26 protein-coding genes are annotated in these 25,203 nt (G+C 71.0%); 14 read left to right on the top strand and 12 right to left on the bottom strand.

Features of this window, described 5'->3' with window-relative positions; genetic code table 11:
* Positions 1-20: 20 nt before the first annotated feature.
* Entirely contained in the window at positions 21-1,106 is a 1,086-nt protein-coding gene (locus tag ACFVYL_RS19470; RefSeq protein ID WP_389717527.1) for a DUF3344 domain-containing protein, read from the bottom strand.
* A 383-nt stretch (positions 1,107-1,489) separates the two neighbouring features.
* Between ACFVYL_RS19470 and ACFVYL_RS19465 the strand changes: the two genes are divergently transcribed.
* The 7 genes from ACFVYL_RS19465 (at position 1,490) to ACFVYL_RS19435 (ending at position 6,093) form a co-directional block, all read left to right on the top strand.
* Positions 1,490-1,729 (top strand): chaplin, encoded by a 240-nt coding sequence (locus tag ACFVYL_RS19465; RefSeq protein WP_389717526.1) that lies wholly within the window; start codon positions 1,490-1,492, stop codon positions 1,727-1,729.
* A 277-nt stretch (positions 1,730-2,006) separates the two neighbouring features.
* Positions 2,007-2,648, top strand: a complete 642-nt coding sequence (locus ACFVYL_RS19460; RefSeq protein ID WP_389717523.1) for a hypothetical protein — start codon at positions 2,007-2,009, stop codon at positions 2,646-2,648.
* Positions 2,649-2,940: 292 nt separating this feature from the next.
* Positions 2,941-3,219 carry a hypothetical protein gene (locus tag ACFVYL_RS19455; RefSeq protein WP_389717741.1) on the top strand — a complete coding sequence of 93 codons (279 nt, stop codon included), beginning with the start codon at positions 2,941-2,943 and terminating at the stop codon, positions 3,217-3,219.
* 187 nt (positions 3,220-3,406) lie between these two features.
* The gene (locus ACFVYL_RS19450; protein ID WP_389717520.1) at positions 3,407-3,907 is read left to right on the top strand and encodes a DUF5949 family protein; all 501 of its coding nucleotides are present in this window, start codon (positions 3,407-3,409) and stop codon (positions 3,905-3,907) included.
* Positions 3,907-4,581 (top strand): vitamin K epoxide reductase family protein, encoded by a 675-nt coding sequence (locus ACFVYL_RS19445; RefSeq protein WP_389717519.1) that lies wholly within the window; start codon positions 3,907-3,909, stop codon positions 4,579-4,581. The genes ACFVYL_RS19450 and ACFVYL_RS19445 overlap by 1 nt, the downstream gene beginning before the upstream one ends.
* Positions 4,582-4,745: 164 nt before the next feature.
* Positions 4,746-5,183 carry a tyrosinase family oxidase copper chaperone gene (locus ACFVYL_RS19440; protein WP_389717516.1) on the top strand — a complete coding sequence of 146 codons (438 nt, stop codon included), beginning with the start codon at positions 4,746-4,748 and terminating at the stop codon, positions 5,181-5,183.
* Positions 5,184-5,220: 37 nt separating this feature from the next.
* Positions 5,221-6,093, top strand: coding sequence for a tyrosinase family protein (locus ACFVYL_RS19435; RefSeq protein ID WP_389717514.1), 873 nt, complete (start codon positions 5,221-5,223; stop codon positions 6,091-6,093).
* 81 nt (positions 6,094-6,174) lie between these two features.
* Here the strand turns inward: ACFVYL_RS19435 and ACFVYL_RS19430 are convergent, their stop codons facing one another.
* Positions 6,175-6,510: a chaplin gene (locus ACFVYL_RS19430; protein WP_389717512.1), complete on the bottom strand. Its 336-nt coding sequence runs from the start codon at positions 6,508-6,510 to the stop codon at positions 6,175-6,177.
* A 308-nt stretch (positions 6,511-6,818) separates the two neighbouring features.
* Between ACFVYL_RS19430 and ACFVYL_RS19425 the strand changes: the two genes are divergently transcribed.
* A complete protein-coding gene (locus ACFVYL_RS19425) occupies positions 6,819-7,118 on the top strand; it encodes a hypothetical protein (RefSeq protein ID WP_389717510.1) in 300 nt (99 codons plus the stop codon).
* Positions 7,119-7,144: 26 nt separating this feature from the next.
* On the opposite strand, the gene ACFVYL_RS19420 is transcribed toward ACFVYL_RS19425, so the two are convergent.
* Both ACFVYL_RS19420 and ACFVYL_RS19415 read right to left on the bottom strand, forming a co-directional pair.
* Complete coding sequence (locus ACFVYL_RS19420; protein ID WP_389717509.1) at positions 7,145-7,792, bottom strand: M23 family metallopeptidase; 648 nt, start codon at positions 7,790-7,792, stop codon at positions 7,145-7,147.
* Positions 7,793-7,872: 80 nt separating this feature from the next.
* Complete coding sequence (locus tag ACFVYL_RS19415) at positions 7,873-8,301, bottom strand: STAS domain-containing protein (protein ID WP_389717507.1); 429 nt, start codon at positions 8,299-8,301, stop codon at positions 7,873-7,875.
* Between the two features lie 386 nt (positions 8,302-8,687).
* On the opposite strand from ACFVYL_RS19415, the gene ACFVYL_RS19410 reads away from it, so the two are divergent.
* Positions 8,688-9,911, top strand: a complete 1,224-nt coding sequence (locus tag ACFVYL_RS19410; protein ID WP_389717505.1) for an FAD-dependent monooxygenase — start codon at positions 8,688-8,690, stop codon at positions 9,909-9,911.
* Here the strand turns inward: ACFVYL_RS19410 and ACFVYL_RS19405 are convergent.
* From ACFVYL_RS19405 to ACFVYL_RS19385, 5 genes are all read right to left on the bottom strand, one after another.
* Entirely contained in the window at positions 9,908-10,273 is a 366-nt protein-coding gene (locus tag ACFVYL_RS19405) for a hypothetical protein (protein ID WP_389717503.1), read from the bottom strand. The genes ACFVYL_RS19410 and ACFVYL_RS19405 overlap by 4 nt on opposite strands.
* Before the next feature lie 62 nt (positions 10,274-10,335).
* Complete coding sequence (locus ACFVYL_RS19400; protein ID WP_389717500.1) at positions 10,336-10,608, bottom strand: hypothetical protein; 273 nt, start codon at positions 10,606-10,608, stop codon at positions 10,336-10,338.
* Positions 10,609-10,746: 138 nt separating this feature from the next.
* Positions 10,747-11,307, bottom strand: a complete 561-nt coding sequence (locus tag ACFVYL_RS19395; protein WP_389717498.1) for a hypothetical protein — start codon at positions 11,305-11,307, stop codon at positions 10,747-10,749.
* Between the two features lie 177 nt (positions 11,308-11,484).
* On the bottom strand, positions 11,485-12,039 hold the full coding sequence (locus ACFVYL_RS19390; protein ID WP_389717495.1) for a hypothetical protein: 555 nt from the start codon (positions 12,037-12,039) through the stop codon (positions 11,485-11,487).
* A 145-nt stretch (positions 12,040-12,184) separates the two neighbouring features.
* Positions 12,185-12,634 (bottom strand): DoxX family membrane protein, encoded by a 450-nt coding sequence (locus ACFVYL_RS19385; RefSeq protein WP_389717494.1) that lies wholly within the window; start codon positions 12,632-12,634, stop codon positions 12,185-12,187.
* Positions 12,635-12,806: 172 nt separating this feature from the next.
* Here ACFVYL_RS19385 and ACFVYL_RS19380 point away from each other — a divergent pair, with 172 nt between their 5' ends.
* Positions 12,807-14,030, top strand: a complete 1,224-nt coding sequence (locus ACFVYL_RS19380) for an amidohydrolase family protein (protein WP_389717492.1) — start codon at positions 12,807-12,809, stop codon at positions 14,028-14,030.
* A gap of 56 nt (positions 14,031-14,086) precedes the next feature.
* Complete coding sequence (locus ACFVYL_RS19375; protein ID WP_389717490.1) at positions 14,087-15,007, top strand: FkbM family methyltransferase; 921 nt, start codon at positions 14,087-14,089, stop codon at positions 15,005-15,007.
* A gap of 206 nt (positions 15,008-15,213) precedes the next feature.
* On the opposite strand, the gene ACFVYL_RS19370 is transcribed toward ACFVYL_RS19375, so the two are convergent.
* The 3 genes from ACFVYL_RS19370 to ACFVYL_RS19360 form a co-directional block, all read right to left on the bottom strand.
* Complete coding sequence (locus tag ACFVYL_RS19370; protein ID WP_389717487.1) at positions 15,214-15,975, bottom strand: glycosyltransferase family 2 protein; 762 nt, start codon at positions 15,973-15,975, stop codon at positions 15,214-15,216.
* A gap of 5 nt (positions 15,976-15,980) precedes the next feature.
* A complete protein-coding gene (locus ACFVYL_RS19365; RefSeq protein WP_389717739.1) occupies positions 15,981-16,769 on the bottom strand; it encodes a GntR family transcriptional regulator in 789 nt (262 codons plus the stop codon).
* Between the two features lie 474 nt (positions 16,770-17,243).
* Positions 17,244-21,422: a hypothetical protein gene (locus ACFVYL_RS19360; RefSeq protein WP_389717485.1), complete on the bottom strand. Its 4,179-nt coding sequence runs from the start codon at positions 21,420-21,422 to the stop codon at positions 17,244-17,246.
* Positions 21,423-22,655: 1,233 nt separating this feature from the next.
* On the opposite strand from ACFVYL_RS19360, the gene ACFVYL_RS19355 reads away from it, so the two are divergent.
* The 3 genes from ACFVYL_RS19355 (at position 22,656) to ACFVYL_RS19345 (ending at position 25,075) form a co-directional block, all read left to right on the top strand.
* On the top strand, positions 22,656-23,309 hold the full coding sequence (locus ACFVYL_RS19355; RefSeq protein ID WP_389717483.1) for a hemolysin III family protein: 654 nt from the start codon (positions 22,656-22,658) through the stop codon (positions 23,307-23,309).
* Positions 23,310-24,202: 893 nt separating this feature from the next.
* A complete protein-coding gene (locus tag ACFVYL_RS19350; RefSeq protein ID WP_389717481.1) occupies positions 24,203-24,541 on the top strand; it encodes a MerR family transcriptional regulator in 339 nt (112 codons plus the stop codon).
* 330 nt (positions 24,542-24,871) lie between these two features.
* Entirely contained in the window at positions 24,872-25,075 is a 204-nt protein-coding gene (locus ACFVYL_RS19345) for a cold-shock protein (RefSeq protein WP_389717479.1), read from the top strand.
* Positions 25,076-25,203 lie beyond the last annotated feature (128 nt).

Raw genomic sequence — 25,203 nt, 5'->3', positions numbered from 1 at the left:
GGTTGCGGAGCGACGTGCTGCTAGCGCCGCGCGTCGACGGCGGCGAAGACCACGCCGACCCACGCCGACTCCCGCGAGGAAAGGTGGACCGTCAGATCACCGCCCTGTCCGCCCGGACGTGTGGTCAGTGGAAGGACATCGGAGTCGTATCCCAGGGTGTTCGGGTACGCGGGGGTTCTGCGGACCGGCGGTCCTGGCTCGCTGATGGTCGAGTTGAGTACGTCGCCGACCGGATTGGCGTCGTCCGACAGCGGCACGGCCCGGCCCCGCCCGGCCGCCACGCCCACGGTGTCCCCGAGCCGCCCCCGGTCGCCGTCGTAGGCCACCACTCCGGCGATGCCGCCCGCGGCCGTCGGCGCGGGCACGCCGCGCAACCGCAGCGTGTGCCGGTGCCCGTTCTTCCCGGTCGAGTCGAAGCCGTCCCAGACGGTCAGGGCGCGCAGCGGTTCCGCGGCGTCCTCGTAGGCCACGACCAGCGTCCAGCCGCCCCAGGCGCCGGTCCGTGAGTGCCCCTTGGCGACATTGACCTGGGCCACCGTGTACGAGCCACCGCCCGCGGTGCGCACCAGTCCGGTCACGTCGGCCGATGCCTGGAAGGCGTCGGCGTCACCGGCGACGCGGTGGCCGGTCAGGGTGTCGGCGACGACCGGTCTGTAGCGTCCGCCCGGTTCCGCGATCAGCACCCGCCCGTTGTCCTTGGGCGACTTCTGCTCGCCGGCCCGGAGGTTGCCTCCCCAGTACAGGCGTGCGTAGGTGACGCGCGCGTGCGGGGGCAGGCGTACCTCGCCCGTACTGGAGTTGTAGGTGTTCGGGTCGTCGTCGACGTCGATGTAGGCCATGTCGAAGTCGTCGTTGACGCCCGCCGTGCCGCCGCGTGCCGCGGCGCAGGAGGCGGCCGTGCGCGCCACCGCGCGGCGGCAGGTGATCGCCGAGTTCGCGGCCCGGACGATCCCGCCGTGCTGCAGCGCGCGGTATCTCTGCGCGAAGTCGACGCGCGTCCTCTCGCCTCCGGGCGGGGCTGCCGAGCCGGGCCCGGTGGCCGCGAGACACGCGGCGAGTGCGAGCGGGACGACGAACACGCGACGCAGGCCCGGGGAGTGACGCATGACGGCGTTGGCCTTCCGAAGGGTGGAGACTCTGAACCACGACAGAGAGACGATTCGTACTTACTTGAACGAATATGAACGTATATGAGTGGATTGCCCTAAACGGAAGCGCAACTGTAGCCCCTAAAGGGGGCGGCCCGGTCAACCTCGGCGCGTGTGTCGGAACGGTGAAGGACGCGGCAGATGGGCGACGTCGGGCACGGCCCGCGTCAGTTCGGAAGGAGTGCAGGTCCCGCGGGGTCGGCGGCCGACGGGCCGTCACCGCAATGGATCCCGGGCAGCATCACCCGTCTGGGCGCACAACTCGCCGCCACGCTCGGCAGTTGATCCCCCTAGACGGGTATCCCTCCCGTCCTCGTTACACCACCAAGGAGCAGCACTCCATGTCGCGTACCACCAAGGCTCTTGCCCTGTCCGCCGTCGCCGCCGCCGCCGTGGCCGGATCCGCGGGCGCCGCCGCCGCCGACAGCGGCGCGCAGGGTGCCGCCCAGAACTCCCCCGGTGTGATCTCGGGCAACACCGCGCAGGTGCCGGTCCACATCCCCGTGAACGTCTGCGGCAACAGCGTCAACGTCATCGGTCTGCTGAACCCGGCGTTCGGCAACCAGTGCGCCAACGACTGACGCACCGTCTGACAGGAGCGGCCGTCCCCGTACTCACGGGGGCGGCCGTTCCGCGTGCCGGGGCGGCATTCGGCCGCCGCGGCACGCCCGCGGCCGTGCCCCGAATGGGGGGCGCGCCACGCATGGCCGACTGACCGTCACATTCACTTCTCACCTGCGCGGATGCCCTCCGCGTGAAGGAATGGAAGCCACGGTGCGCAGCCGCTCGGTTGCGGGTGAGGTTGCCCGATCCCACGGTGATCACAAGATCTGATGCACCACCGAAAGGGAAACACCTATGCGCGCTCTGCCCGTACGGCGTATCGCGACGACCGTCCTGTGCGCGACGCTGCTTCTCGGCACGGCCGGACCGGCCTTCGCCTCGCACGGCGCCGCCTCCCGCGACGACCTGCGGACCGCGTCCGGCGCGCCCGCGGACCCGGCCGCACTGCTGGGCCAGGTCCAGCAGCTCAGCGGGCTCGGTGCTGTCATCACCCCCGTCACGGATCTGCTCACCGCGGTGCTCAAGGCGAAGGACAACAAGCTCTCGCCCGAGGACGTCAAGAAGCACGCCGACGCGATCAAGAAAGCGCTGGACGCGGCCGCCAAGCCGCCCGCCAAGGCGCCTCTCAGCACCGCCGCCGACCCGGCCGCGCTCCCTCAGCTTCCGGCCACCCAGCTCCCGGCCGCGCAACTGCCCGCCGCGGGAGCGCAACGGGACGCCAAGGCGGTGCTCGACCCCAAGGCCGACGCCGTGGCCGCGCTGCAGAAGGCGGTCGACGGCCTGCTCAAGGCCGTCACGTCCGGCGACCCCAAGGCTGTGCTCGCGCAGGTCCCCACGGTCCTCACCGGCCTGGTCAACTTCGCCGTCGCCACCCTCCGCGGCGGCGGCCTGCCTGCACCCAGCCTGCCGGGCCCGCCCAAGCTCCCCGCGCTCTGAGAGCCTGTCTTTGAACCCACGGCGAAGGCCTTCCCGGGGAGGCCCAACGCCACCGCCCGCCGCACCGGAGACAGTCCGGGGCGGCGGGCTTCTCGCTGCCAACCGCCTTTATTGGTCGGCCGGTTGATATGAGAATGCGATGCGTTCTTCATTCGGGTGGGATCGGGGAACTTTGCGGCACAGGGGTTTCCGTACCGAGCCGTGCTCGTTAGCCGGGGAGAAGAGACACAGGCAAACCCATGCCTGAACGGTCCTCCCACAGGCGACACGCGTTGCCAAAGAAAGGAACATGATGAAGGCCCTGAAGGCTGCCGCTGTCCTTGCCGGTTCGATCGCCATCGCCGGTTCCGCCGCGCCCGCGTTCGCCGGCGACCTGACGCCCTCCAGCCTGAACGGTGGTCTCGACGCCCTGACCCGCCAGTCGCTCCTCGACACCAAGCCGGTGAGCACGAACATGCTCGACACCGAGAACAAGGACTCCGTGGTCAACACGGTCGCGGACGCCGTGGACGCCCTGAACGCCGGTGGCGGCCCCGCCGGTCTCCTCGGCGGGCGCCCCGTCGGCAAGTAGAGCCTTCTGCTCCTGTTTCCTGTTCCGTGCCAGGGGGTGTCGCGGCGCGCGGCACGGACGGGAGTTCGGCCGTGGGGTCTCACGGGCGCCGACCGGGTGACCCCATCGTGTGATGGCGTCCTCGGGCTGGGCCACTCGGGTGACAACGGAGCCGGAGCGGCCCCTTCGCGTCTATACGGTTCCCCTCATGACCTCAACTTCCAGTGAGCAGCGCCCCTTCCAACCAACTGATCTGGGAACCCTCGCAGTTCTCGCCTGGAGCGGTGAACACCCCGAGGACGAGAAGGACATGCCCTTCCTGCTGGCCTACTCCCTCGGCGACACCGAGGAGGGCCCGGAGGGCACGGCCCAAGCGATGCGCACTCTCCTCGCCGAGACGGGCCTGCCGATGGGCGGCCCCCTCCTCGACGGCGCCCACAACCCCTCCCTGCCGGTGAGCCTGCTCGTCGAGGGCGACAACGCGGTCGTCAACATGCCCCACCTGAACGCGCAGTGCGGGGTGCCGCCGGAGTGGATCGCCGCCGTCAAGCTGCGCGGCCACGCCTACTTCATGATCACCACGCGCGCGTGGCCGGAGGCCAAGCCGGGCGAGCCCGTGCCGGAGGAGGGCCTCGCCGCGTTCGCCGGTGCCGAGGAGACCATGCTCAACGCCGCCCACTGCCTGCTGCCCGCGCGCAGCCTGCGCTGATGCGCCGCACCACCGAACTGCCGCACCGGGTACCGCTCCAGGCCGTCGGCGCCCCCGGTGCGGCCCCCGTCGCGGCTCCCGGTGCCGACCGGCCCCGGCAGCAGGAGGCGGGCCGGCTCCTCGGCCTGCTCCTGGTGGTCACCGGCGCGGCGGGACTGCTCGCGGCGTGGGTCATCACCCTCGACAAGATCAAACTGATGGAGGACCCGGACTTCGTCCCCGGGTGCAGCCTCAATCCGGTGGTCGCCTGCGGCAACATCATGAAGAGCGAGCAGGCGGCGGCCTTCGGGTTCCCCAACCCGATGCTCGGTCTCGTCGCGTACGCCGTGGTGATCGGCGTCGGCGCCGGCCTGCTCGGCGGCGCACGCTTTCCCCGCTGGTACTGGCTGACCTTCAACGCGGGCACCGTATTCGGTGTGGCATTCTGCGGCTGGCTGCAATTCCAGTCCCTTTACCGCATTCATTCCCTCTGTCTGTGGTGCTGTCTGGCCTGGGCCGCGACCATCGTCATGTTCTGGTACGTGACATCGCACAATGTGCGCTGCGGATTCCTGCCCGCTCCCCGGGGTGTGCGCACTTTCCTGGGCGAGTTCACCTGGACGCTGCCCGTTCTGCACGCGGGCGTTATCGGCATGCTCATTCTGACGCGCTGGTGGGATTTCTGGACCAGCTGACCGAGGCCGTGTGGCGAAAGGACGAATCGAGCGCCATGGAGCAATCTGCGCCCGCATCGAAACGTGTGGGCCCGGTCCCGAGCCGGGCCCACGACGGCCCCCGGGAGGCGGCGGGCCCGGCCGTCCATCCAGCCGCCCGTCCGGCCGCCCGCCCGGTCGACCGGATGACCCGCCGCCACCTCATCGGCGCCGCGGCCACGGCGTTCCTCGGCGCCGCGGCCATCGTCCGGGCCGCCCCTGATCAGCCCGCCCCCGAGGCGTCCGCCCCCGAGCCGTCCGCACCGGACCTCTCGGCGCCGGACCTCGCGGCGCCGGGCCCGCAGGCCGCGTACGACCATCCGCCGTTCGACGAGACGTACCGGGGCCGACGCATCCGGGGCGAGCCGGTCGTCCACCACGAAGGGCCCGCGCACGAAGGGCCCGCGCACGGAGGGTGGCAGGTCACCGTCGACGGGCAGCGGCTCGGGCTCATGCGCCGCGCGGACGGCAGCTACCTCAGCATGGTGGACCACTACGAGTCGTACGCGACCCCGCTGGCCGCCGCGCGAGGAGCCGTCGACGAACTCGGTCCCCTGCGGGCCCTGAGCGGGCGCGGCCACTGAGCCGGACGCGTAGCCCCCGACCGCGGAAGGGACGGACATGGCCCACACGCGCAGGAACCAGCGCAGCCTCACCCGAGCCGAGCGGCGGCGCTTCGTCGACGCGCTCCTGAAGCTCAAACGGCGGGGGGAGTACGACGAGTTCGTCCGCATGCACATCGACTTCTACGTGTCGGACGGCGACGAGCGGCTCAGGGTCGCGCACATGGCCCCCTCGTTCTTCCCCTGGCACCGCCGATTCCTGCTTGAGTTCGAACGGGCCCTTCGGCGGATCGACTCCGGTGTCTCCGTGCCCTACTGGGACTGGACGAAGGACCGCACTCCGGCCGCGTCGGTGTGGGGCGCGGACCTGATGGGCGGCAACGGGCGGCGCTCCGACCGGCAGGTCATGACCGGGCCGTTCGCGTACAGGAGCGGGCACTGGGACATCAAGGAGAGCGTCACCGACGGGGAGTTCCTCATGCGGGACCTCGGCCGCCCGCAGGACCCCGTCGACCTGCCCACCGCCCGGGACGTGGAGTGGGCCATGTCCGACCCCCGTTACGACACGGCGCCCTGGGACTCCACGTCGCCCGGGGGCTTCCGCAACAAGCTGGAGGGCTGGACGGCGGCGCGGGGCAAGGAGCGGTGGCGCAACCACAACCGCGTCCACCGCTGGGTCGGCGGTCACATGCTGGGCGGCGGCTCGGTGAACGACCCGGTCTTCTGGCTCAACCACGCCTTCGTGGACCTGCTGTGGGACCGGTGGCAGCGCCGCCACCCCGACTCGGCCCCCTATCTGCCGGCGCGGCCGCCGGGCCCCGGCTCGGTCCAGTACCAGCGCATCGTCGCCCGTCACGAGCCGATGCCGCCGTGGGACGCCACGCCGGACAGCCAGCTGTCGCACAAGGGGAAGTACACCTACGGCGGCTAGGTGGCCGGTGGCGGCCGGACCTTGGGACATGGCAGGGCCCCCGGTGGAACGCGCACCGGGGGCCGGGCCTTGACTACTGGGTCAGCCGCCGTAGCCGGGGCCGCCGCCGTGGTGGCCCGGGTGACCGTGGTGGCCGGGGTGACCGTGGTGGCCCGGGTGACCGTGGTGGTCGCCGCCGCCGGGGTTGGCGCACTTGTTGCCGAACGTGGGGTTCAGCAGGCCGATGACGTCGACGGTGTTGCCGCACAGGTTCACCGGGACGTTCAGCGGGACCTGGATCAGGTTGCCCGAGACCACACCGGGGGAGCCGGCGGCGGTACCTTGCGCACCGGCGTCCGCCATGGCGAGGCCGGCGCCGCCGAGGACGACGGCTCCGGTGCCGAGGGTGGCGACGGCTGCCTTCGCGATGCGAGACATCACGTTCTCCTTTGACTTGGACAGAGCGGCTGCCTACACGCAGCCGCATATTTCTAACGGCTGCCGTCGAGGTGAAGTCACGGCACCCGGGGTTCGAATGCCACCGTGCAGTTCGATTTCGGCGGGACGGCGAGATCCCGCTGAATACCCGGGCATTCTGCTGCTCATTGTGGGAGGCGGTGCGCTATTCCGGCCGAGGAAGAACGGGCGGTGCGGTCATTCAACCCGATCAGCGCAACAGTGCGGCGGCGGGAGTGAGGGCGCCGGAAAACCCGTGTCCTTCATGGCGTTCAGCCGTTTCTGAGGACATGACATCAGCACGACGACTCATCGCCGCCGTCTCGCTGGCCGCAGGGGCAGCGGCCCTCGCCACGCCGGCCGCCCAGGCAGCCGAGCCCGCGCGGGACACGGGCCAGATCTCACCGCTCAGCGTCCTGGACGAACTCGGCACCGCGGGCATGCCCGAGGAGCAGCGCGCCCAGATGCCGACCATCGCGAGCCAGCTGCAGGGCATGAACCAGCTCAAGAAGCTCAACCAGCTCAACGAGCTGCACCAGCTCACGGACCTGGCGGCGCCCGTCACGAACATCCTGCCCTCCATCCAGTGACCCGTGGCCTGCCGCACGGCGGCAGGTCAGAGGAGTCGCACTCCACGGCTGGCCAGATACCTCACCGGGTTGATGTCGCTGCCGTACTCCCTGCGGACCCGTACCTCCAGGTGGAGGTGCGGGCCCGTGGCGCGTCCCGTCGCCCCGCTCCTGCCGAGCAGCGTGCCGGCCCGGACCCGCCTGCCCACCCGGGCCGAGACGCGCGAGAGGTGGGCCACGAGGGCGTAGTGGCCGTCCGGCATCCGCACCGTCACGGCGTTGCCGTACGCGCCCGACCACCCCGCGACGAGCACGGTGCCCGCGCCCACGGCGTAGACGGGCGTCCCCTGCGGCACGGCCAGGTCGATGCCCGTGTGGTGCCCGGCGAGCCAGTCGCCGCGTACTCCGTAGCGAGCGGAGACCCGGAAGTCGCGGCGCAGCGGCAGCGCGTACTTCCGGCGGGGTCCGTCCGGCAGGGCGCGGAGCTCCTCCGCGGCGAACCTGTCGTCCGCTTCGGCCAGGGCTTCCTCGAACTCGGCGTCATAACCGCCCGTACAGACATGGTCCGCATGGGCGACGGCGGCGCGCGGGGTGGCCAGCGATACCGCTCCACCGGCCAGCAGCGCCGCGGCGGCACCCAGCGCGCGGCGCCGGGTGGAGACGGCTTCTGTCACGCTCGCTATGTCGTGTTCCATGTCCGACAGCACACTGGTGCGCGGCCCGGATCGCATCTCGGGTGACCCGCCCGGCGTATGCCGGTCGTGTCCGGCAGGCCCTACGCGGGTGGGGTCACGCCCTCGTCCGCGCTGCGCTCGAAGGGCGGCGGCCAGTGCGGCCGCGCGGACTCCGGCAGGGAGCGCAGGGCCTGGCCGACCGAGGTGTGCGCCGAGAACAGGGTTGTGCTCCCGCTGTGTTCGAGGAGCGTGGCGAGGCGGCGGCCCACCCCGGCGAGCATCAGGTCGCCGGACCGGCGCCGCAGCAGCCAGTGCAGGGCGAGCAGGCAGTTCAGGCCGCGGGAGTCGCAGAACGTCAGCGCGGTCACGTCGAGGATGATGTGGCGGTGGCTCGCGTCGACCACCTTGGCCACCGTGTCCATGAAGAACTTCTCGGAGGCCTGGTCGAGTTCGCCGGTGAGCCTCAGCACGGCGCAGACGTCGGAGCGCGCGAGGGCCGTGATCGACAAACGGTGGGGCGGCGTACCCATCACACCTCCAGGGGCCGTCATCGGACGCCGTCCGGCAGCGTGTGCGAACCGGCGCGGGCGATCTGCTCTCTGCGGGTATACAGGATCTCCCGGGAGACGTCAGCCACTACGGCCAAGTCACAGCTGACACCCTCGCCCCTCCGGCCACCGCGCGCGCCCCGTCGAGGCACCGGTCCACCCAGCCGTTCCACCCGTCCGCTTCCCCTGTCTGTTTCCCCATCCGTTTCCCTCATCCGTTTCACCCATCCGTCCGGCAGAATCACGACACCGCGCCCGCCTTCGGCCGTGCCGCGCCGCCGACGCATACGTTGGCCTCCTCGTTGCCCCTTCCAGGGCCCGGGGCGCCGGAACCCCCGGCTCCGCGGGGAAGAAGAGCAGGAGCGTGCGTGAAGATCGATTGCGTCGGCGGCGGGCCCGCCTCCCTGTACCTGGCCATCCTCGCCAAACTCCGGGAGCCGGCCCACGAGGTCACCGTCCACGAACGGCACGCGGCCGGCACCAGCTACGGCTGGGGCGTGACCTACTGGCCCGACCTCCTCGCCGACCTGTACGACCACGACCCCGACTCCGCACGGCTCATCGAGGAGCAGTCCGTGTGCTGGCGGGGCGGATTCGCCTACGTCGGCGACCGGACCACCGCGCACGACGGAGACCCCGGACACGCCATCGGCCGCCACCGGCTGCGGACCATCCTCGCCGACCGGGCCCGTGACCTGGGGGTGCGCCTGGAGTTCGGCAGGGAGATCGGCAGTGTCGCGGAGCTGCCCGGCGCGCACCTCGTCGTCGCGGGGGACGGCGCCCACAGCGGGCTGCGGACCGCCCACGCCGCGCAGTTCGGCACCCGGGTGACCACGGGCGCCAACCGCTTCATCTGGCTCGGCACGACCCGGGTGTTCACGGCGTTCACCTTCGCCTTCGTCGAGACCGAGCACGGCTGGATCTGGTGCTACGCCTACGGTTTCAGCGACGAGCACAGCACCTGCGTGGTGGAGTGCTCCGAGGCGACATGGACGGCGCTGGGATTCGACCGCCTCGGCAACGCCGAGACCCTGCGCCTTCTTGAGAAGTACTTCGCGGGCCTGCTCGACGGCCACGCGCTGCTCGGCCGCAAGGACATCGAGAGCCACGCCCAGTGGCAGGCCTTCCCGACGGTCACCAACACGGCCTGGTCGCACGGCAATCTCGCGCTGATCGGCGACGCCGCGCATACCACGCACTACTCGATCGGGGCCGGCACGACCCTCGCGCTCCGCGACGCGATGGGCCTGGCCCGCGCGCTCGGCTCCGCCGCCGGACCGCCGGACGTCCCCGCGGCCCTCGCCGCGTACGAACGGGAGCGCAGGCGGGCGCTGCTCCCGGTGCAGAGCGCCGCCCGGCACAGCGCGCAGTGGTACGAGAACCTGCCGCGCTATCTGGCCCTTGAGCCGCACCAGATGTTCGCGCTGCTCGGCCAGCGCCACTCGCCACTGCTGCCCTACGTGCCGCCGCAGCTCTACTTCCACCTCGACCAGGCCGTCGGCCGCCTGCAGGCCCTGCGCTGGCTGAAACAGCGCCTCGGCCCCCGCCTCGCCCGCACCCTGCAGAGCCGCCGGGCCGCGGACCGGGCCTAGGAAGCGGGCTGGTTGCGGGCCAGTCGGGTGAGCGTGCGGATCAGGCCGCCCGGTTCGCCCGCCCGCGCGGGGTCCGTGGCGCCGGTGGGGGAGACGGTTCCGATGACCGCGTCGCCCGCGTGCACGACCAGTTCGCCCGGCAGGCCGAGCAAGTGCGCGCGGTGCACGACCGAGGCCGCGTCCCCGGCGCGGCAGGCGCTGAGGTCGAGGACCAGTACGTCCGGCAGCAGCACCCGGGCGCGGGCCAGGGCCAGGCCGCTGTCATGGGTGTGGGACAGGACGCAGACGTCCGGGACGCTCTCGATCCGGGCGATGAGTTCCCTCGCCTGCGGTCGCCCGACCAGCACCAGCACGGTAAGCACGTCCCCATCCTGCCCCCGGCTCCCGGCCCTGTCCTGAGCGAGGGCTCCCCGCCGGGGGCGGGCTAGCTGCTGAAGCTGTCGGAGCTGGTCTTCACGGACCTCAGCCCGGCGTCGGCCACGGTCAGGGCGGTCTTGCCACCCTCAAGGGCCAGATGGCCCCCGTCGAGGACCTGCTTGCCCGTCGTGGCCGGGTCGGCCAGGGAGTCGCCGACGGTACGGCCCACGCTGCGGTGGCCCTCGTCGGACGAGGCGGCGTGGGCGGGGGCGGCCGCGGCGACGGAGGCGGCAGCGGCGGCGAGGGTGAGGGCGGCGAACATGCGCTTGGAGTTGTTCATGATCTCTCAAACGGCACAACGGGCCCGGAGGGTGCGCCGCCGTCGTCAGGAACCCGGGCAATTCCACCGTCCGAGCGATCGGGGCGACGCGGCACGTGGTCCGGTGCAGGGCGGCAGGAAACGCGCCGCCGCCATCGGTCAGAAGTGCATCATCGCCATCAGTTCCGTACTGCGCAGCCCGGCCGGCACCTCCGGGAGGCGCTGGCCCGGCCGCATCCACCCCGCGTGTTCGGCGGCGGTGACGGCGTCCGCCTCCGCCTCGTCCGCGGCGGCGTTCAGCGACTCGTCCGTGCCGAGGGCGCCCCGGCCCGATGCGGCCGACGCCGCCTGCGAGGCCTTGAGGGCGGACCGGCAGGCGGCCGCGGCGGACTCGCTGTCGCCGTCGTGCAGTCGGCCCATCTGGGCGGCCTGCGCGGCGGCGGCCGCGGCGTTGCGCGCGCAGCGGGCGTCCGCCGCCGGGTCGGGGGCGCTCTCGGCGAGCACGGCGAGGGCCTGGACAGAGACGCGGGCGGCGTGCGCGGCCTTCCAGGCGAGGTCCTCCTGCGCCGTCTCCTCGGCCCCGTGCCGCTCGATGTAGTGGGAGACCGCGGCGGCGCGGGATGCGGCGCTCGCGGCGCGAGCGGCGTGCCGGGTACGCAGTCGCGCCTCGGGGGAGGCTCCGGGCGTGCCTGTCTCTTCGGTGGGCGTGCGGTCGCTCATGGCTGTCTCCTCGTCTCCTCGTCTCCTCGTCAGCCGGATGCCGGATGCCGGATGCCGGGGCTGGTCCATGGAGGTCTTGACTGCCGGGCAGGGTGGCATGTCCGGGCTCAACAGGCCATATGCGCGACGGGACTTCGACCCCGTACAGCCGCTACGGCCCCGGCGGTCGGCGAGGCGTCACGACGACCGGCCCCCGGCGGCGGGGTTCTGCTCCTGGGGAGGGAGCAGGAGATCCCGCTCCGGATGCTTCTCGCCCGTGACGCTGCCCTGGATCCCGAGGTCCTGCCGCGCCGCCTCGTGGAAGTCGTTGATCGCCCGGAAGGCGGCACGGTTGCGCTCCCGCCACTCGGCGAGGCTCCCGCCGATCCTGCCGGTGGCCTGCCAGTCGATCTCGGAGATCCGGGCGTTGAGGTCGTGCCCCGCCTCGATGGCCTCGTCGCCCCCGAGCAGCATCACCCGCTCGAAGGCGCTGCCCCAGGTGCGGGCGGCCGCCGCGAGCTCCTCGCGGAGTTCCTGCTCCGTCCGTTCACTCGCCGTCCGCACGCCGTCGCCCGAACCTTCCCGGAGCCCGTAGAGCCGTACGGCGTGGGCGATCCGCGCCTTCGCCGCCTCGACGTAGTCGCCGTAGGCGTCGACCTTCTTGTCGTCCCACCGGGTCAGCAGCTGGTGCTTGTTCCGGCTGCGCTCCATCAGGTAATTGGTGGCGTGGGTGGTCAGCGCGCCGAGCAACACGGCGCCAACGGTGACGAGTTGCTCTCCCGCGCCCACCCGAACCGCCCCCAGCCAGCGCTTCCCGCCATGACCGGACGATCTTACTGACGAGCTGGATGAGCTGGTCGGTCCGGGCGAGCTGAGCGAGCTGGACAGGCTGGATGGGCTAGACGAAGAGTCCCAACGCGTCGTCCAGCGACCACGTCTGCCAGCTCATGGCGAACAGACCGACGAGCGAGACCAGGGCCATCGTGAAGTTCTGCCCCTGCTCGGCCCAGTCGTGGATCATCAGGACGAGGTAGATCAGGTTGAGGACGAGACCTCCGACCAGGGCGATCGGCGTGAGGAAGCCGACGATCAGGCCGAGGCCCAAGGCCAGTTCGGCGTAGGCGACGACGTACGCCATCAGGCGCGGCCGGGGCTTGACGACGGTGTTGAAGCCCTCGCGCACGACGGGCCACCGGTGTTTCTCGGCGATGCCCGCGGCCCAGCCGATCCCGCCGCCGCCGAACCACTCCTTCTTGTCCTTGTGGCGCCAGCTCTCCAGCCACCACAGGCCGAGTCCGATCCGGAGCACGGCCAGCCACTCGGCTCCGCTGAGCCAGATCGTCTGCATCGAGTGCCTCCAAGCGAACTGACGGGGCGTCAGTTCAGCGGATCCGGCCGGAACGCGCAAGGGGTCGAGTTGCGGACCCGCGCTTGCCGTCGCCCCGGTGAGGCCATAACCTCGATCTGATGGAGCGTCAGATTTGGGTCGAGGAAACCGGCAGGCAGTAGGGGGCACAGCAGTGGTCAGCAGCGAGGTCGGCAGCAAGGAACTCCCCCGGGTCATCAGCGTGGACGACCACGTGATCGAGCCCGCGCACCTCTTCGAGACGTGGCTCCCGGCCAAGTACCGCGACCGGGGACCGAAGCCCTTCACCGCGGGCATCGGCGAGCTGGAGTACGTAGGCGGCAAGTACAAGTTCACGACGGACCCGGCCGGGCAGATCACCGACTGGTGGGAGTACGAGGGCGGCATCTTCCCGTACAAGCGCATCATCGCCGCCGTCGGCTTCTCGCGGGACGAGATGACGCTGGACGGCATCACCCGCGAGCAGATGCGCCGCGGCTGCTGGGACCCGAAGGCCCGCCTCGCGGACATGGACGTCAACCACGTCGAGGCGTCCCTCTGCTTCCCGACCTTTCCCCGCTTCTGCGGGCAGACCTTCTCCGAGGCCAAGGACAAGGAGGTCGGCCTGGCCTGCGTCCGCGCCTACAACGACTGGATGGTCGAGGAGTGGTGCGGCGACAGCGGCGGGCGCCTCATCCCGCTCTGCCTGATCCCGCTCTGGGACGTGGACCTCGCCGTCGCCGAGATCAAGCGGAACGCCGCCCGCGGGGTGCGGGCCGTCACCTTCAGCGAGATCCCCACCCACCTGGGCCTGCCGTCGATCCACTCCGGCTACTGGGACCCGTTCTTCGCGGCGTGCGAGGAGACCGGGACCGTCGTGAACATGCACATCGGCTCGTCGTCCCAGATGCCCGCCGCGTCCCCGGACGCGCCGCCCGCGGTGCAGGCCGCGCTCTCCTTCAACAACGCGATGGCCTCGATGATGGACTTCCTCTTCAGCGGCGTCCTGGTGAAGTTCCCGCGGCTCAAGCTCGCCTACAGCGAGGGCCAGATGGGCTGGATCCCGTACGCCCTGGAGCGCGCCGACGACGTGTGGGAGGAGCACCGGGCCTGGGGCGGCGTGAAGGACCTGATTCCGGAGCCCCCGTCGACGTACTACTACCGGCAGATCTTCTGCTGTTTCTTCCGCGACAAGCACGGCATCGAGGCGATCGAGACCGTGGGCGTCGACAACGCCACGTTCGAGACCGACTACCCGCACGTCGACTCCACCTGGCCGCACACCAAGGAGGTCGCGGCCGAACACGTCGGCCACCTCCCCGAGGAGATCGCGTACAAGCTGCTGCGCGGCAACGCGATCCGCATGCTGGACCTGCCGTTCGACCGGACCGGCGGGTAAGCGGCCCGCGCCGGGCGGATACGGTTTCATCCGACCCCGACGAAAGAGGCGACCGGATGAGCACCCCCCTCTCGGAGACGCTGGTCACGCTCGGCCGCCGGTACGTGCGTGACGCGCCCGGCACCTTCGGCAAGGCGGCGCTGGCCGCCCGCTTCCTGAACCCGCGGCTCCGGGAGAGCCCCCGCCGCCGCGTCGTCGCCGACCGGCACGGCCTGCGGTTCGCCGTCGACACCCAGGACCTCATCCAGCGCTACGTGTACCTGTTCGGCGCCTGGGAGCCCCATATGACGCGGTGGCTTCGGGGGCGCCTCGGGGCCGGGGACGTGTTCGTCGACGTGGGCGCGAACGTGGGCTACTTCGCCGTGCTCGGCTCCCGGCTCGTCGGCGCCGGGGGCCGGGTGGTGGCGATCGAGGCCGCGCCCGCGTTCCACCGCAGGGTGCTCCAGCACGCGGAACTGAACGGCTGCGCCAACATCCGCGCGGTCAACGCCGCCGTGTCGGACGAGCGCAAGCCGCTCACCTTCATCCTCGCCAGCTCGCACAACATGGGCGCGAACAGCATCGTCCCGTACGACGGGCCCGCGGAGTCGACCTTCGAGACGGAGGCGACCGTGCTGCCCGAGCTCCTCGAACCCGACGAGATCGCCCGTGCCCGGGTGATCAAGATCGATGTGGAGGGGGCGGAGGGCGGTGTGATCAGAGGCCTCGCCCCTGCCCTCGACCGCCTCCGGCCCGACGTGGAGATCGCCGTGGAGGTGACCCCCGACCGCATGGAACAACTCGGCGACTGCGTCGACGAGTTGATGACGACCATGCGGGAGGCGGGTTTCCATCCGTACCGGCTGGTCAATGAGTACGCCGCCGACAGCTACCCGGGAGCGCTGCGGCGGCCCCTGCCTCCGGTGCGGTGGCGCGAACCGGTCGTCGGCGAGACCGAGTTGGTCTTCTCGCGGATCGACGCGGAGAGGCTGGACTGACGCGGGGCCAGGCCCTGTCGTCAAACTCGCGTCTGCCTCGCGGCGTCTGGCACGCACGCTCGCCGCGTTGTCGGGCTCATCCCGGTACGCCCAGTACCGGGATGACCCTCCGCCTTGCGATCGCACGCACCAGACGCCGCGAGGCCGCCCTCCGGGCGAACGACGCGAGTTTGACGACAGGGCCTAGGGGCATGCCCATCCCGGTGTCAGGCCTTGTCGGGCGGGAAGCGCCAGCCGGTCGCGGCGAGCGCCCTGGCCCGCGCCTCCACCACCGCCATGCGCACCCCGCGCTCGCCTGTGTCGACGTGCGCGCTCTGGCCGGTCGCCTGGCCCTCCCACTTGCGGTAGAGCAGCCCCACCTCGGACGAGAACCAGCCGCGCGCGACGGCGTCGAGCGCCAGCAGCAGACCGGTGTCCTCGGAGGCCGGCAGCGCCATCCAGCCGCCCAGGGCGACGAGCAGCTCGCGGCGTACGAAGAGCGTCGCCGGGTGGACCGGCGCCCGGTAGTCGTGGGCCGCCCAGTAGTCGATCACCGTCCGGCGCTCGACGGGACCGTGCTCCGGGTCGCCGGGGAAGCCCGCCGTGGAACCGTCGGGCAGCAGGTCGAGGACGCGGGAGGTGGCCCAGCCGATGTCCGGGTGGTCCTCTAGGGCCGCGAGGTCGCGGGCGAGCGCCCCGGGGGCGAGCTGGTCGTCGGCGTCCAGGACCTTCACGTACGCGCCGTCGGCGTGCGCGAGGGCCAGGGTGCGGGCGACGCCGGGCCCGCCGGGCCGCCCCTGTCGGAACGTCACCCGGGGGTCGTCAGGGACGTACGGCGCGACCCGGTCGGTCGTGCCGTCCTCCTGGACGAGCCAGTGCCACTCCCACCCCTCGGGCAGCTCCTGCTCGCGGAGAGAGGTGTACGCCTCCGGCAGGAACGGGGCCGAGGGCGCGTGGACGGCGGTGACGATGATGATGCGCCGGCGCACGGCACTCACCACCTTTCCAGTGGAGTGGTGAAGACCGCTTCGGTGCGGTCGCCGGGCAGGGTGACGTCGGAGATCTCGACGACGCGGCCGTCCGTGTCGTACGACGTCTTGCGGAGCCGCAGTACCGACGTCCCCGGCGGAAGCTCCAGTTCCGCGGCCTCTTCCGGGGTCGGCGGGCGGGCGGTGAGGCGGTCCTCGATGCGGTCCAGCTCGATGCCGACGGTGCTGAGCTGGCTCTGCGTGCCGCCGGGCCACGGCTCCTGGTCCGCGTCGAGGAGGGCGGGGTTGCCCGCCACCATGTCGCGGACCAGGTAGGACGTGGACAGGTTGAACGGGGCGTTCTCCGCGGCATTGCGCGTCCGGTAGGTGCGCTCGATCAGGGGCGTCCCCACCGGGACGCCGAAGGCGGGGGCGAGCCGTCCGTCCGCCTCGACCTCGCGGTACGCGGCGTGGAAGACGAGGTCCTGGAGTTCGAGTCCGGTGTCGCGCTCCGTGGCCCCGGTGCGCGCCCTGCGCTGTTCCGGCTGGTGCACGCGGTCCTTCTCCCACTGGTGGCGGGAGTTGTCGCGGACCACCCTGGTGCGGATCCGGCGCACGAAGTTGCCGCGGCCGTGCTCCTTCTCGATCAGCCCTTCCTCGCGCAGAAGGCGGAGCGCGTCGCGGAGCGTCGGCACGCTGCGCCGGTAGTGCGCGGCGAGCTTCGTCTCGGCGGGCAGCCGTTCGCCGGGCTGCAGCCGCCCGGCGCGGATGGCCCGGCGGAGGTCGTCCGCGATCTGCTCGTAGGCCTTCGGTATCGCGCTCACCATCCGTCGTCGGCGCCTGGCCGGGATCCGTCGGCCGGCCTCGGCGACACCCTACGACTCCTCAGGAGGAGTTGACGAGTGGCTCGGAGAATGTGCAGGGAAACGGGCCGCGCAACGGGAGCCACGACGTTCATGGCGCGGATGCAATGGCCGAAAGTTTCCGTACGCATCGATCTCGCGTCCTAAACCCGACCCGGGAGGCACGCGCCGAAAAAGGCCGGGCAATTGGGCCCGGACATGGAAAGGGCCCGATCGCTGGCGACGGGGGATGCACCAGCGATCGGGCTCTGCGTCCAACAGTAACAACTATGGCGGAACTGTGGGAGTCAACTCCGCGATCGAACTATGGCATTGTGATCGGGATCACGTCGGGAGATCTGCACCGGGAGAAGGTTGAACCCGTACCTGGAGAAGGTTGAACCCGTACCTGGAGAACGTTGAACGAGGGGAAACAGCGCCCCTTAGTCAGTCGTCGCACGGCGGCTCGTACGAGAGCCGCGGCAGATACTCATCCCATTTACCCCGCGTCAGAACGCCCCGCGTGGTCGAGCAAATGCGGTTAACGGCTTCGTCGGTGTCCAAGTCCCACAGCCGGACCGTATCGGTGCCGCTGGACACCCCGAGCATGCGGCTCTGCGGGCTGAACACCAGGAAACTGCCCGTCTTGGCGTTCGGGCTCATCGACTGGCCGATGGCCGAGGCGTCGAAGGGGTCGGCCACGTCCCAGAGCCGGACCGTGTTGTCGTTGCCGCCGGTCGCCAGGGTGCCGTCCGCGCCGAACGTCAGCGACACGACCGCGTCGGTGTGGCCCGTCAGGGTGGCGGCCCGCTGCGGCGCCCGGCCCGGGTCGGAGATGTCCCAGAGCCGGACCGTGCCGTCGTCGCTGCCGCTGGCCAGCGAGCGGCCGTCCGGGCTGTAGGCGACCCGGTTGACCGGGCCCAGGTGCCCGGTGAGGGGCGCCCCGCGATGGGTGGCGCGGCTCGGGTCGGTCACGTTCCACAGCCGGACGGTGCCGTCCGCGCTGCCGCTCGCGAGCGTCCTCCCGTCCTTGCTGAACGCGAGGGAGTTGACGTAGCCCTGATGACCGGTGAGCGGCCGGCCGAGCCTGCGCAGGTGCGACGGTGAGCTGACATTCCACAGCTGAATGGTGCGGTCGGTGTCGGCGGACGCGAGCGTGCGCCCGTCCGGACTGAAGGCCAGGGCGGCCGCGAACCGGGTCCGCAGCGCGACGGGCGGCCCGTAGGGGACGGGGCGCTCCGGGTCGGCGACGTTCCACAGCTGCACCGCACGGTTGCCCGTGAGCACCGCGAGCGTGCGGCCGTCGGGGGAGAACACCGGCGCACGCAGGTTCCCCTTCCCGGGCTTGAACGGCCGGCCGAGGGCCACGGGCCGGTCGGGCTTCGCCACGTCCCACAGCCGGATCTTCTCGTCGCCCGCGGCTGTCGCGAGCACCTTTCCGTCGGGGCGGAACGCCCCGTCGCGGCCGAGCATGTCCGACGGCGGGATGGACCACAGGCGCACCTTGTTGTCGCCGCTCCCGGTGGCGAGCGTCCGTCCGTCCGGGCTGAAGCCGAGGGAGTACATCTCCCCGCTGCTGCCCGCGAGCGGCTCGCCGACCTGCGACGGATGCGACGGGTCACGGACGTTCCACAGGCTGGCCGTGCTGTCCGCGCTGGCGGCCGCGAGCATGCTCCCCGAGGCGTTGAAGGCCACGGACCACAGGGCCCCGGTGTGGCCGGTGAGCGGGGTGCCGAGCGATCTCGCCCTGCGGGGGTCGGCGACGCCCCAGAGCCGGATCGTGCTGTCCGCGCCGCCGCTGGCGAGCGTGTTCCCGTCGGGGCTGAAGGCCACCGAGTGCACCGTGCTCGTATGGCCCCGCAGCACCTTGTCGAGCGGCTTCGGGCGCTGCCGGTCGGCCGTGTTCCACAGCCTGATCGTGCCGTCGTCCCCGCCGGCCGCGAGGGTGCGCCCGTCGGGGGCGAACGCCACGGAGCGCACGGCGGCCGTGTGCCCGGTCAGCGTGTCGATCGCCTTCGGCCGCGCCAGGTCCTCGATGTCCCAGAGGCGTACGGCGTGATCCTCGTTGGCGGAGGCCAGGGTCCGGCCGTCCGGGCTGAACGCGAGCAGATAGATCGTGCCGCCGTGACCGGGCACGGGAGCGCCGATCAGCCGCGGGTGGCGCGGGTCCCGCACGTCCCACAGCCGCAGCGTCCCGTCGTCCGACGCGCTGGCGAGCGTTTTGCCGTCCGGGCTGAACACCGCGGTGCTCACCCAGCTCTTGTGGCCGGTCAGCGGCTTGCCCAGCGGTTTGGGGTGCGCCAGGTCCGACACGTCCCACAGCCGTACGGTCCGGTCGTAGCTGGCGGTGGCGAGCACGCGTCCGTTCTTGCTGAAGGACGTGAGGTAGACGGCGCCCTTGTGGCCGAGGAGCGGTGTGGCGAGCGGCGCGTTCACGATCGAGATCAGCCGGTTGCGGGTCGCCGCGTCGCCGGGCCGCAGCCGGTGCGCCACCAGGTCGAGCTGGGCGGACAGGGACGGATCCGTGTGCTGGGCGCGGTCGGCCTCCGCGACCACCTGCTGGAACACCGCGTCGTCCCGCTGCTGCCGGGCGACCACCGCAGAGACGACGGCCACCATCGCCAGCACGACCAGGGCCGCCACCGCGCCCCGGGCGATCCAGACCGTGCGCTTGCGCAGCCTGGCCGAAGCGGCCAGGAACTCCATCGCGCCCCGGGTCAGGAACGTGTCCCCTGCGCTCTTCGCCCAGGCGCGGGCCTGCTCCAGGCGGGAACCCCGGTAGAGCAGCGACGAGTCGCGCTCGGAGTCCTCCCAGGCCTTGCCGTCCTCCTCGAGGCGCTGGCGCAGCAGGTGGTCGTTCCTGTCCTCGTCGATCCAGTCGCGCAGCCGGGGCCAGGCGTGCAGCAGCGCTTCGTGCGTGATCTCCACGGTGTCCGCGTCGAGCGTCACCAGCCGGGCGCGGACCAGCGCTTCGAGGGACTCCTCCGTCTTGTGGGGGTCCGTCGACTCCTCCGCCAGCTGACGGCGCGTACCCCGGCGCCGGGTGGCCTGCGTGTCCTCGCCCAGCCGCACGAGGCGGAGCAGGAGCAGCCTCGCGGCCGTACGGGCCGCCGGATCGAGCCCGGTCCAGGCGCGCTCGGCGGTCGCCGCCACGGCACCCTGGATCCCGCCCGCCGCGCGGTACCCGGCCAGCGTGAGCCGCCCCGTCTTCCGCCGCTGCCAGGTGGCGAGCAGGGCGTGCGAGAGGAGCGGCAGTACGCCCGCGTCGTGCGCCCCGCGGGGCCCGTCCGTGCTCACTTCCCGGACGATCAGCTCGGCGAGGCCCGGTTCGAGTTCGAGCCCCACGGCCTTGGCAGGGCCGGCCACCGCCTTGCGCAGTTCCGTGGAGGTCAGCGGGCCGAGCACCATGTGCCGGTGCTGCAGGGCGTCGGCCAGCTCGGGGTAGCCGAGGCACTCCTCGTAGAAGTCGGCGCGTATGCCGAGGACGACGAGCGCGGCGGCGTCCCGGTCCGGCTCGCCCTCCGCCGGGGCGGGGGGCGTGCAGGCGGCGTGCAGCAGCCGGACGAAGGCGCGTCTGGCCGACTCATCCGGACAAAGGGTGAAAGTCTCCTCGAACTGGTCGACGATGAGGACGGGGCGGGCCTGCGCGGGTGCTGATCGCGACTCCGAAGGTGGCTCCGACTCCGAAGGTGCCCCCGTCTTCGAAGGTGCCCCCGACTCCGACTCCGAAGGCGCCCCCGAACGCGCCCCCGAAGGTGCCCCCGACCGCGCCGCCCAGGCGGCGATGCCGTCCCGCACGGCCCGGACGAACCACACCGAAGAACCGGCCCCGGCTCCGCCCCCGGCCCCGGCCCCGGCTCCGGACCCGGCTTCGTCCTCCGCCGGTTCGTCCGCGGCCGCCGCGACGGCGGGCGCGAGCTCGGGTATCTGCCGGGTCAGCTCCCCGAGCGGGTCGTTCCCCGGCACCAGCTGCAGCACCGGACCGGCATCGAGAGCGTCCTCGCCGCCCAGCGCGCCGCTCTGCAGGGCGGGTACGAGACCGGCGTTGAGCAGCGAGGACTTCCCCGCCCCCGAGGCGCCCACCAGCATGACCAGGCCACCGGTCGCCTCCGCCGTGCGGAGCTGCGCCAGCAGGGCCCCGGTGCTCCGGTCCCGGCCGAAGAACCACTGGGCGTCCTCCTGCCGGTACGAGGCGAGCCCCCGGTACGGGCACACGCTCGGGACGGCCGCCGCCTCGGCCGCCGCCGCCCCCTCGTCCTCGTCGCCCCCCGCGGCACGGTCGCCGACCGGGTCGGCCACCGCGCGCTCCCAGAGGCGGTGCCACTGGGTCATGTCGTACAGACCCGTGGAGACCGGCGTGGGCCGCTCGCGCCGCGCTTCGGGGATCAGGACATGCAGCACCGCGGCGAGGGCGGCGAACTGCGCGGGCACGTTCTTGGCCCGCCGCCAGTCGCTGATCCGCTGCGCGGACACGCGTACGGCACGTCCCCGCTCGTCGACCCGCTGGAGCCGGACGACCGCTTCGGCCACGCGTTTGAGGGGCGGATTACCGGCCTCCTTGTACAGCAGCGCGAGGCGTTCCGCGAAGCTCGTGCGTGCCCCTGAGTCGGAACTCAAGGTCTCCACCCCTTACTTCCGCCGCACCTGGACATCCGGACCGGAAAACTCACTTTATACGGCTGACCTGCGCAGAAGGCGTCCGGACAGGACCGGAGCCTCCTCCGGGGGAGCCGCAACTGGCAGGATCTCGTCGCAGTAGCGAACCAACCACGCAGCGTCCGGGCAGGTCACCGGCTCAGGGCTCACAGGGGTGGCACACACCACCGATCGTTCTGAGCCCGCCTTGCGCCGGAGTCACGCCGGGTTCGTCGCGTGGGCTCGACAGATGCGTGCAGTCGGCCATACCCGGACCGCTTTCACATCGAACTCGGATCCGGATTTTCCCCGATCCGCGTCGATACGCAGTTTCACGGCGGTCGGCGCTGTCCGCGTCGATCGGTGCCGGTCCCCACGAGGGGAGGGACCGGCACCGATACGACGCGGTCTGTCGTATGGGGGGCTGGCTGCTTGGCTGCCTCGCTGCCTCGCTGCTTGGTCCGCTCGTGACCGCTTCGTAGCTCGTGGCCGATCGGGTTGCCGTGCCGCTGGTGTGGCTGCGCCGCTCTGCGGGGTCGGCGAGGCCCGGGAACAGGTCGACGCCCACTCCGCCCTCCTCGGGCCTTCTCCCCCCTTCTCCTCTCCGCCCTTCTTCTCCTTCGCCGGCGACGGCAACATTTCGGCCCCCGAGGCCCTTTGTGCGTTCATCAAGGACCCTCCGGCCAAGAATGCGGGACCCGATCAAGGCTTCTGGGGCATCGGACGCGCACGGCGGAAAAGCGGGAGAAATTAGTGCCCCGGTAGAGGCCGACTCAAGTCTCAGTCTCAGGGCTCAGGACCCAGGAGCCAGAACTCAGGGCCCAAGGGGCAGCCGCCCGGCCATACCGGCGGAATCCCGATCAGAGGAATCCGGCCGCTGCGGCGCAACTCCACGTATTCGGGCATGCGGTTCATTGACCCAATACGACACCTACGACACCTACGACACCGACGACGGAGCCCTCGGCAGCACAGCGCCCTGAAGGACACAAGCAGGACGACCGCATAATCACCAGTGACACCCAGGAGCCCGAGGAAGGACGGGAAGCTGTGTCCCGCGACGCCGATGAAGCCGCACACGTACACGATGAAGCCGCACACGTACACGATGAAGCCGCACACGTACACATCGCCTCAGCACGTGCAGAACGTGGTGAAGCCGGGCTGCCATGTGGATCACAAGGCGACGATGCCGGGGAGGACACCCACCCGGTTGCCGCTCTGGTGGAGCGGGTGGCCGACCTGGCCGAACCGGTCAAGCCGCGGTTGCGCGGCTGGCTCCATACCGGAATGGTCCCCGCCGCACTGATCGCGGGCATCGTGCTCATCTGTCTGGCGCCCACCCGTCAGGCGGCCCTGGCCTGCGCCGTGTACTCGGTCACCGCCTGGCTTCTGTTCGCGACGAGCGCCATCTACCACCGCGGCACCTGGGGGCCGCTCGGCGAGGCTCTTCTACGGCGCCTCGACCACGCCAACATCTTCCTCATCATCGCCGGCACCTGCACCCCCCTGGCCACGCTGCTCCTCCCACCGGAACAGCGATCCGTGCTGCTGTGGATCGTGTGGGCGGGCGCGTTGGCCGGCATCGCGTTCCGGGTGCTGTGGGTCGCGGCTCCGCGCTGGTTGTACACCCCGTGCTACTTGCTCCTGGGGTGGGCGCCGGTGCGCTATCTGCCCGACTTCCTGCACACCGGCGGAGCCGCCGTACTCGCCCTGATCGTGGTCGGCGGTCTCCTCTACAGCGCGGGCGCAGTCGTCTACGCCCTCCAGCGCCCTGACCCCTCACCCCGCTGGTTCGGCTTCCACGAGGTGTTCCACGCACTGACCGTGGCAGCCTTCGTCGCGCACTACATCGCCATTTCCCTGGCCACTTACTGACCGTGCCCGCGGTCCGCTACGGCCGTAACGCCGCTGCTCAGAGCGCTCGTCCCGGCTGCAGTGGGACTGCCACGCGCCCCATCCGCGGTCGCGGTCGACTATCTCTCTGGCCGACAGACAGAAATCTGTGTCGGCTGGGGTAGACATTGGGTGGTGGTGTGGTTATGGTTTCTCTCGTAACCGAGATCAGCAAAGCCCGGCAGAGACGAACTGCCGGGCAGCAGTACCCGCAAGTGCAGTACCCGCAGGTGCAGTACGCAGGACGGTGCGGTGGTGGAGTTTCGAAGCCAGAGCGGTTGCAGGACGGCGACGGGACTGACGACCGGACCGGGTGGCCCGCAGTGATCAGGGGCCGCCGCTCAGCAGTACCGCAGTTCACGCAGTAGCAGTTCGCAGTACCCAGCAGTGAAGTTCAGTGAGAAGCACCTCGGTGAAGGCGTCGGCTGCGGGCGCGCGCACCGGGAGGTTCGGCAGTGGGGTTCTAAGCCAGAGCAGATGCAGGATGGGCGACGGGGCTGGCTGCCGAAGAGTGGCGCTGTGCAGGCCACGAGCAGTTCGCAACACCAAGTAGTACGCGTCACCAGCAGTACGCAGTACCAGCAGTACGCAGTACCACTAGGTAAGTGATTGATCCCAGAGGGAAGAACGGAGGAGCCGAGCGCCATCAGGATCGCCCGGGTGGATTCTTGAGCCCGGGTACCGCAGGACATCGATAGTGAGGTGGTCTCCGGTCAAGCAACCGCGATCCCCGCATTCCCCATCTGCTCCCAGGTGGACGTGCGGACACAGAAGGTCGGCGCAGCACTAGGGCCGACAGATGGTGTAGCAGTTCCTTCGGGGCCCGGGTGCCGTACGGCACCCGGGCCCCTCCACGCGTTCCACAGAGAGGTGCGATGACAGCAGACGACTCGTTCGGCCGTCTCGATGACGACGACTACCCCGCCTACACCATGGGCCGGGCCGCCGACATGCTCGGCACCACCCAGGGCTTCCTGCGCGCCATCGGCGAAGCCCGCCTCATCACCCCGCTGCGCTCCGCGGGCGGACACCGCCGCTACTCCCGCTATCAGCTGCGCATCGCCGCCCGCGCCCGCGAACTCGTCGACCAGGGCACCCCCATCGAGGCCGCCTGCCGCATCGTCATCCTCGAAGACCAGCTCGAAGAAGCCCAGCGCATCAACGCCGAACACCGACGGACCGCCGAGTCGGCCGACCCGCCGGACGCGGTCTGACTCCCAGCTTCGGGTGACAAATCCTCCCGCAACGCTGCGCTCCGGGCAGATCAATATCTATGGCCGCGAGTTGAGGGTTTAACGCTTCGCACTGGGAGCGTTTTTGCCGCAGCGAAGAGAGTGGAATTATTTACCGTACGTGGACCATTGCGGCATGCTACTGTCGTTCTCAGTTGCAGTTGTGGTTCCCAAACTTCGAACACCTTCGCCGCTTCTCTCTTTCGGCGGAAGTGTTCTGTATTTCCGGTCATTATCCGGCGGGGCATCATCGCGGCGACCCGGTGTCCGTGCATTGCGGGTTCCGGCGTACTGCCCCAAAGGAGATATGACATGGCGTCAGGCACTGTGAAGTGGTTCAACGCGGCCAAGGGTTTCGGCTTCATCGAGCAGGACGGTGGCGGCGCTGACGTGTTCGCCCACTTCTCGAACATCGCCGCCCAGGGCTTCCGCGAGCTGCTCGAAGGCCAGAAGGTCACCTTCGACATCGCGCCGGGCCAGAAGGGCCCGACGGCCGAGAACATCGTTCTGTCCTGACGCTGACACGTACTTCGTAGCTGGGGCCCGCATCCCTCGGGGTGCGGGCCCCAGCTGCGGGCATTTTCCCGCAGTGGTGTCGTACGCGGTGTCGTACGGAGCAACCGCAGCGTGCAGCCCATCCTTCA

The organism is Streptomyces sp. NPDC058308 (genome assembly GCF_042880275.1).
Classification (GTDB): domain Bacteria; phylum Actinomycetota; class Actinomycetes; order Streptomycetales; family Streptomycetaceae; genus Streptomyces.
The sequence above is the reverse complement of the archived record's forward strand: the minus strand, read 5'-3'. Positions and strand labels throughout refer to the sequence as shown.

Excerpts from the sequence above, each read along its gene's own strand:
- ACFVYL_RS19470 (WP_389717527.1), bottom strand. The coding sequence starts at position 1,106 with ATGCGTCACTCCCCGGGCCTGCGTCGCGTGTTCGTCGTCCCGCTCGCA.
- ACFVYL_RS19465 (WP_389717526.1), top strand. The coding sequence starts at position 1,490 with ATGTCGCGTACCACCAAGGCTCTTGCCCTGTCCGCCGTCGCCGCCGCC.
- ACFVYL_RS19460 (WP_389717523.1), top strand. The coding sequence starts at position 2,007 with ATGCGCGCTCTGCCCGTACGGCGTATCGCGACGACCGTCCTGTGCGCG.
- ACFVYL_RS19455 (WP_389717741.1), top strand. The coding sequence starts at position 2,941 with ATGAAGGCCCTGAAGGCTGCCGCTGTCCTTGCCGGTTCGATCGCCATC.
- ACFVYL_RS19450 (WP_389717520.1), top strand. The coding sequence starts at position 3,407 with ATGACCTCAACTTCCAGTGAGCAGCGCCCCTTCCAACCAACTGATCTG.
- ACFVYL_RS19445 (WP_389717519.1), top strand. The coding sequence starts at position 3,907 with ATGCGCCGCACCACCGAACTGCCGCACCGGGTACCGCTCCAGGCCGTC.
- ACFVYL_RS19440 (WP_389717516.1), top strand. The coding sequence starts at position 4,746 with ATGACCCGCCGCCACCTCATCGGCGCCGCGGCCACGGCGTTCCTCGGC.
- ACFVYL_RS19435 (WP_389717514.1), top strand. The coding sequence starts at position 5,221 with ATGGCCCACACGCGCAGGAACCAGCGCAGCCTCACCCGAGCCGAGCGG.
- ACFVYL_RS19430 (WP_389717512.1), bottom strand. The coding sequence starts at position 6,510 with ATGTCTCGCATCGCGAAGGCAGCCGTCGCCACCCTCGGCACCGGAGCC.
- ACFVYL_RS19425 (WP_389717510.1), top strand. The coding sequence starts at position 6,819 with ATGACATCAGCACGACGACTCATCGCCGCCGTCTCGCTGGCCGCAGGG.
- ACFVYL_RS19420 (WP_389717509.1), bottom strand. The coding sequence starts at position 7,792 with ATGGAACACGACATAGCGAGCGTGACAGAAGCCGTCTCCACCCGGCGC.
- ACFVYL_RS19415 (WP_389717507.1), bottom strand. The coding sequence starts at position 8,301 with ATGGGTACGCCGCCCCACCGTTTGTCGATCACGGCCCTCGCGCGCTCC.
- ACFVYL_RS19400 (WP_389717500.1), bottom strand. The coding sequence starts at position 10,608 with ATGAACAACTCCAAGCGCATGTTCGCCGCCCTCACCCTCGCCGCCGCT.
- ACFVYL_RS19395 (WP_389717498.1), bottom strand. The coding sequence starts at position 11,307 with ATGAGCGACCGCACGCCCACCGAAGAGACAGGCACGCCCGGAGCCTCC.
- ACFVYL_RS19385 (WP_389717494.1), bottom strand. The coding sequence starts at position 12,634 with ATGCAGACGATCTGGCTCAGCGGAGCCGAGTGGCTGGCCGTGCTCCGG.
- ACFVYL_RS19375 (WP_389717490.1), top strand. The coding sequence starts at position 14,087 with ATGAGCACCCCCCTCTCGGAGACGCTGGTCACGCTCGGCCGCCGGTAC.
- ACFVYL_RS19350 (WP_389717481.1), top strand. The coding sequence starts at position 24,203 with ATGACAGCAGACGACTCGTTCGGCCGTCTCGATGACGACGACTACCCC.
- ACFVYL_RS19345 (WP_389717479.1), top strand. The coding sequence starts at position 24,872 with ATGGCGTCAGGCACTGTGAAGTGGTTCAACGCGGCCAAGGGTTTCGGC.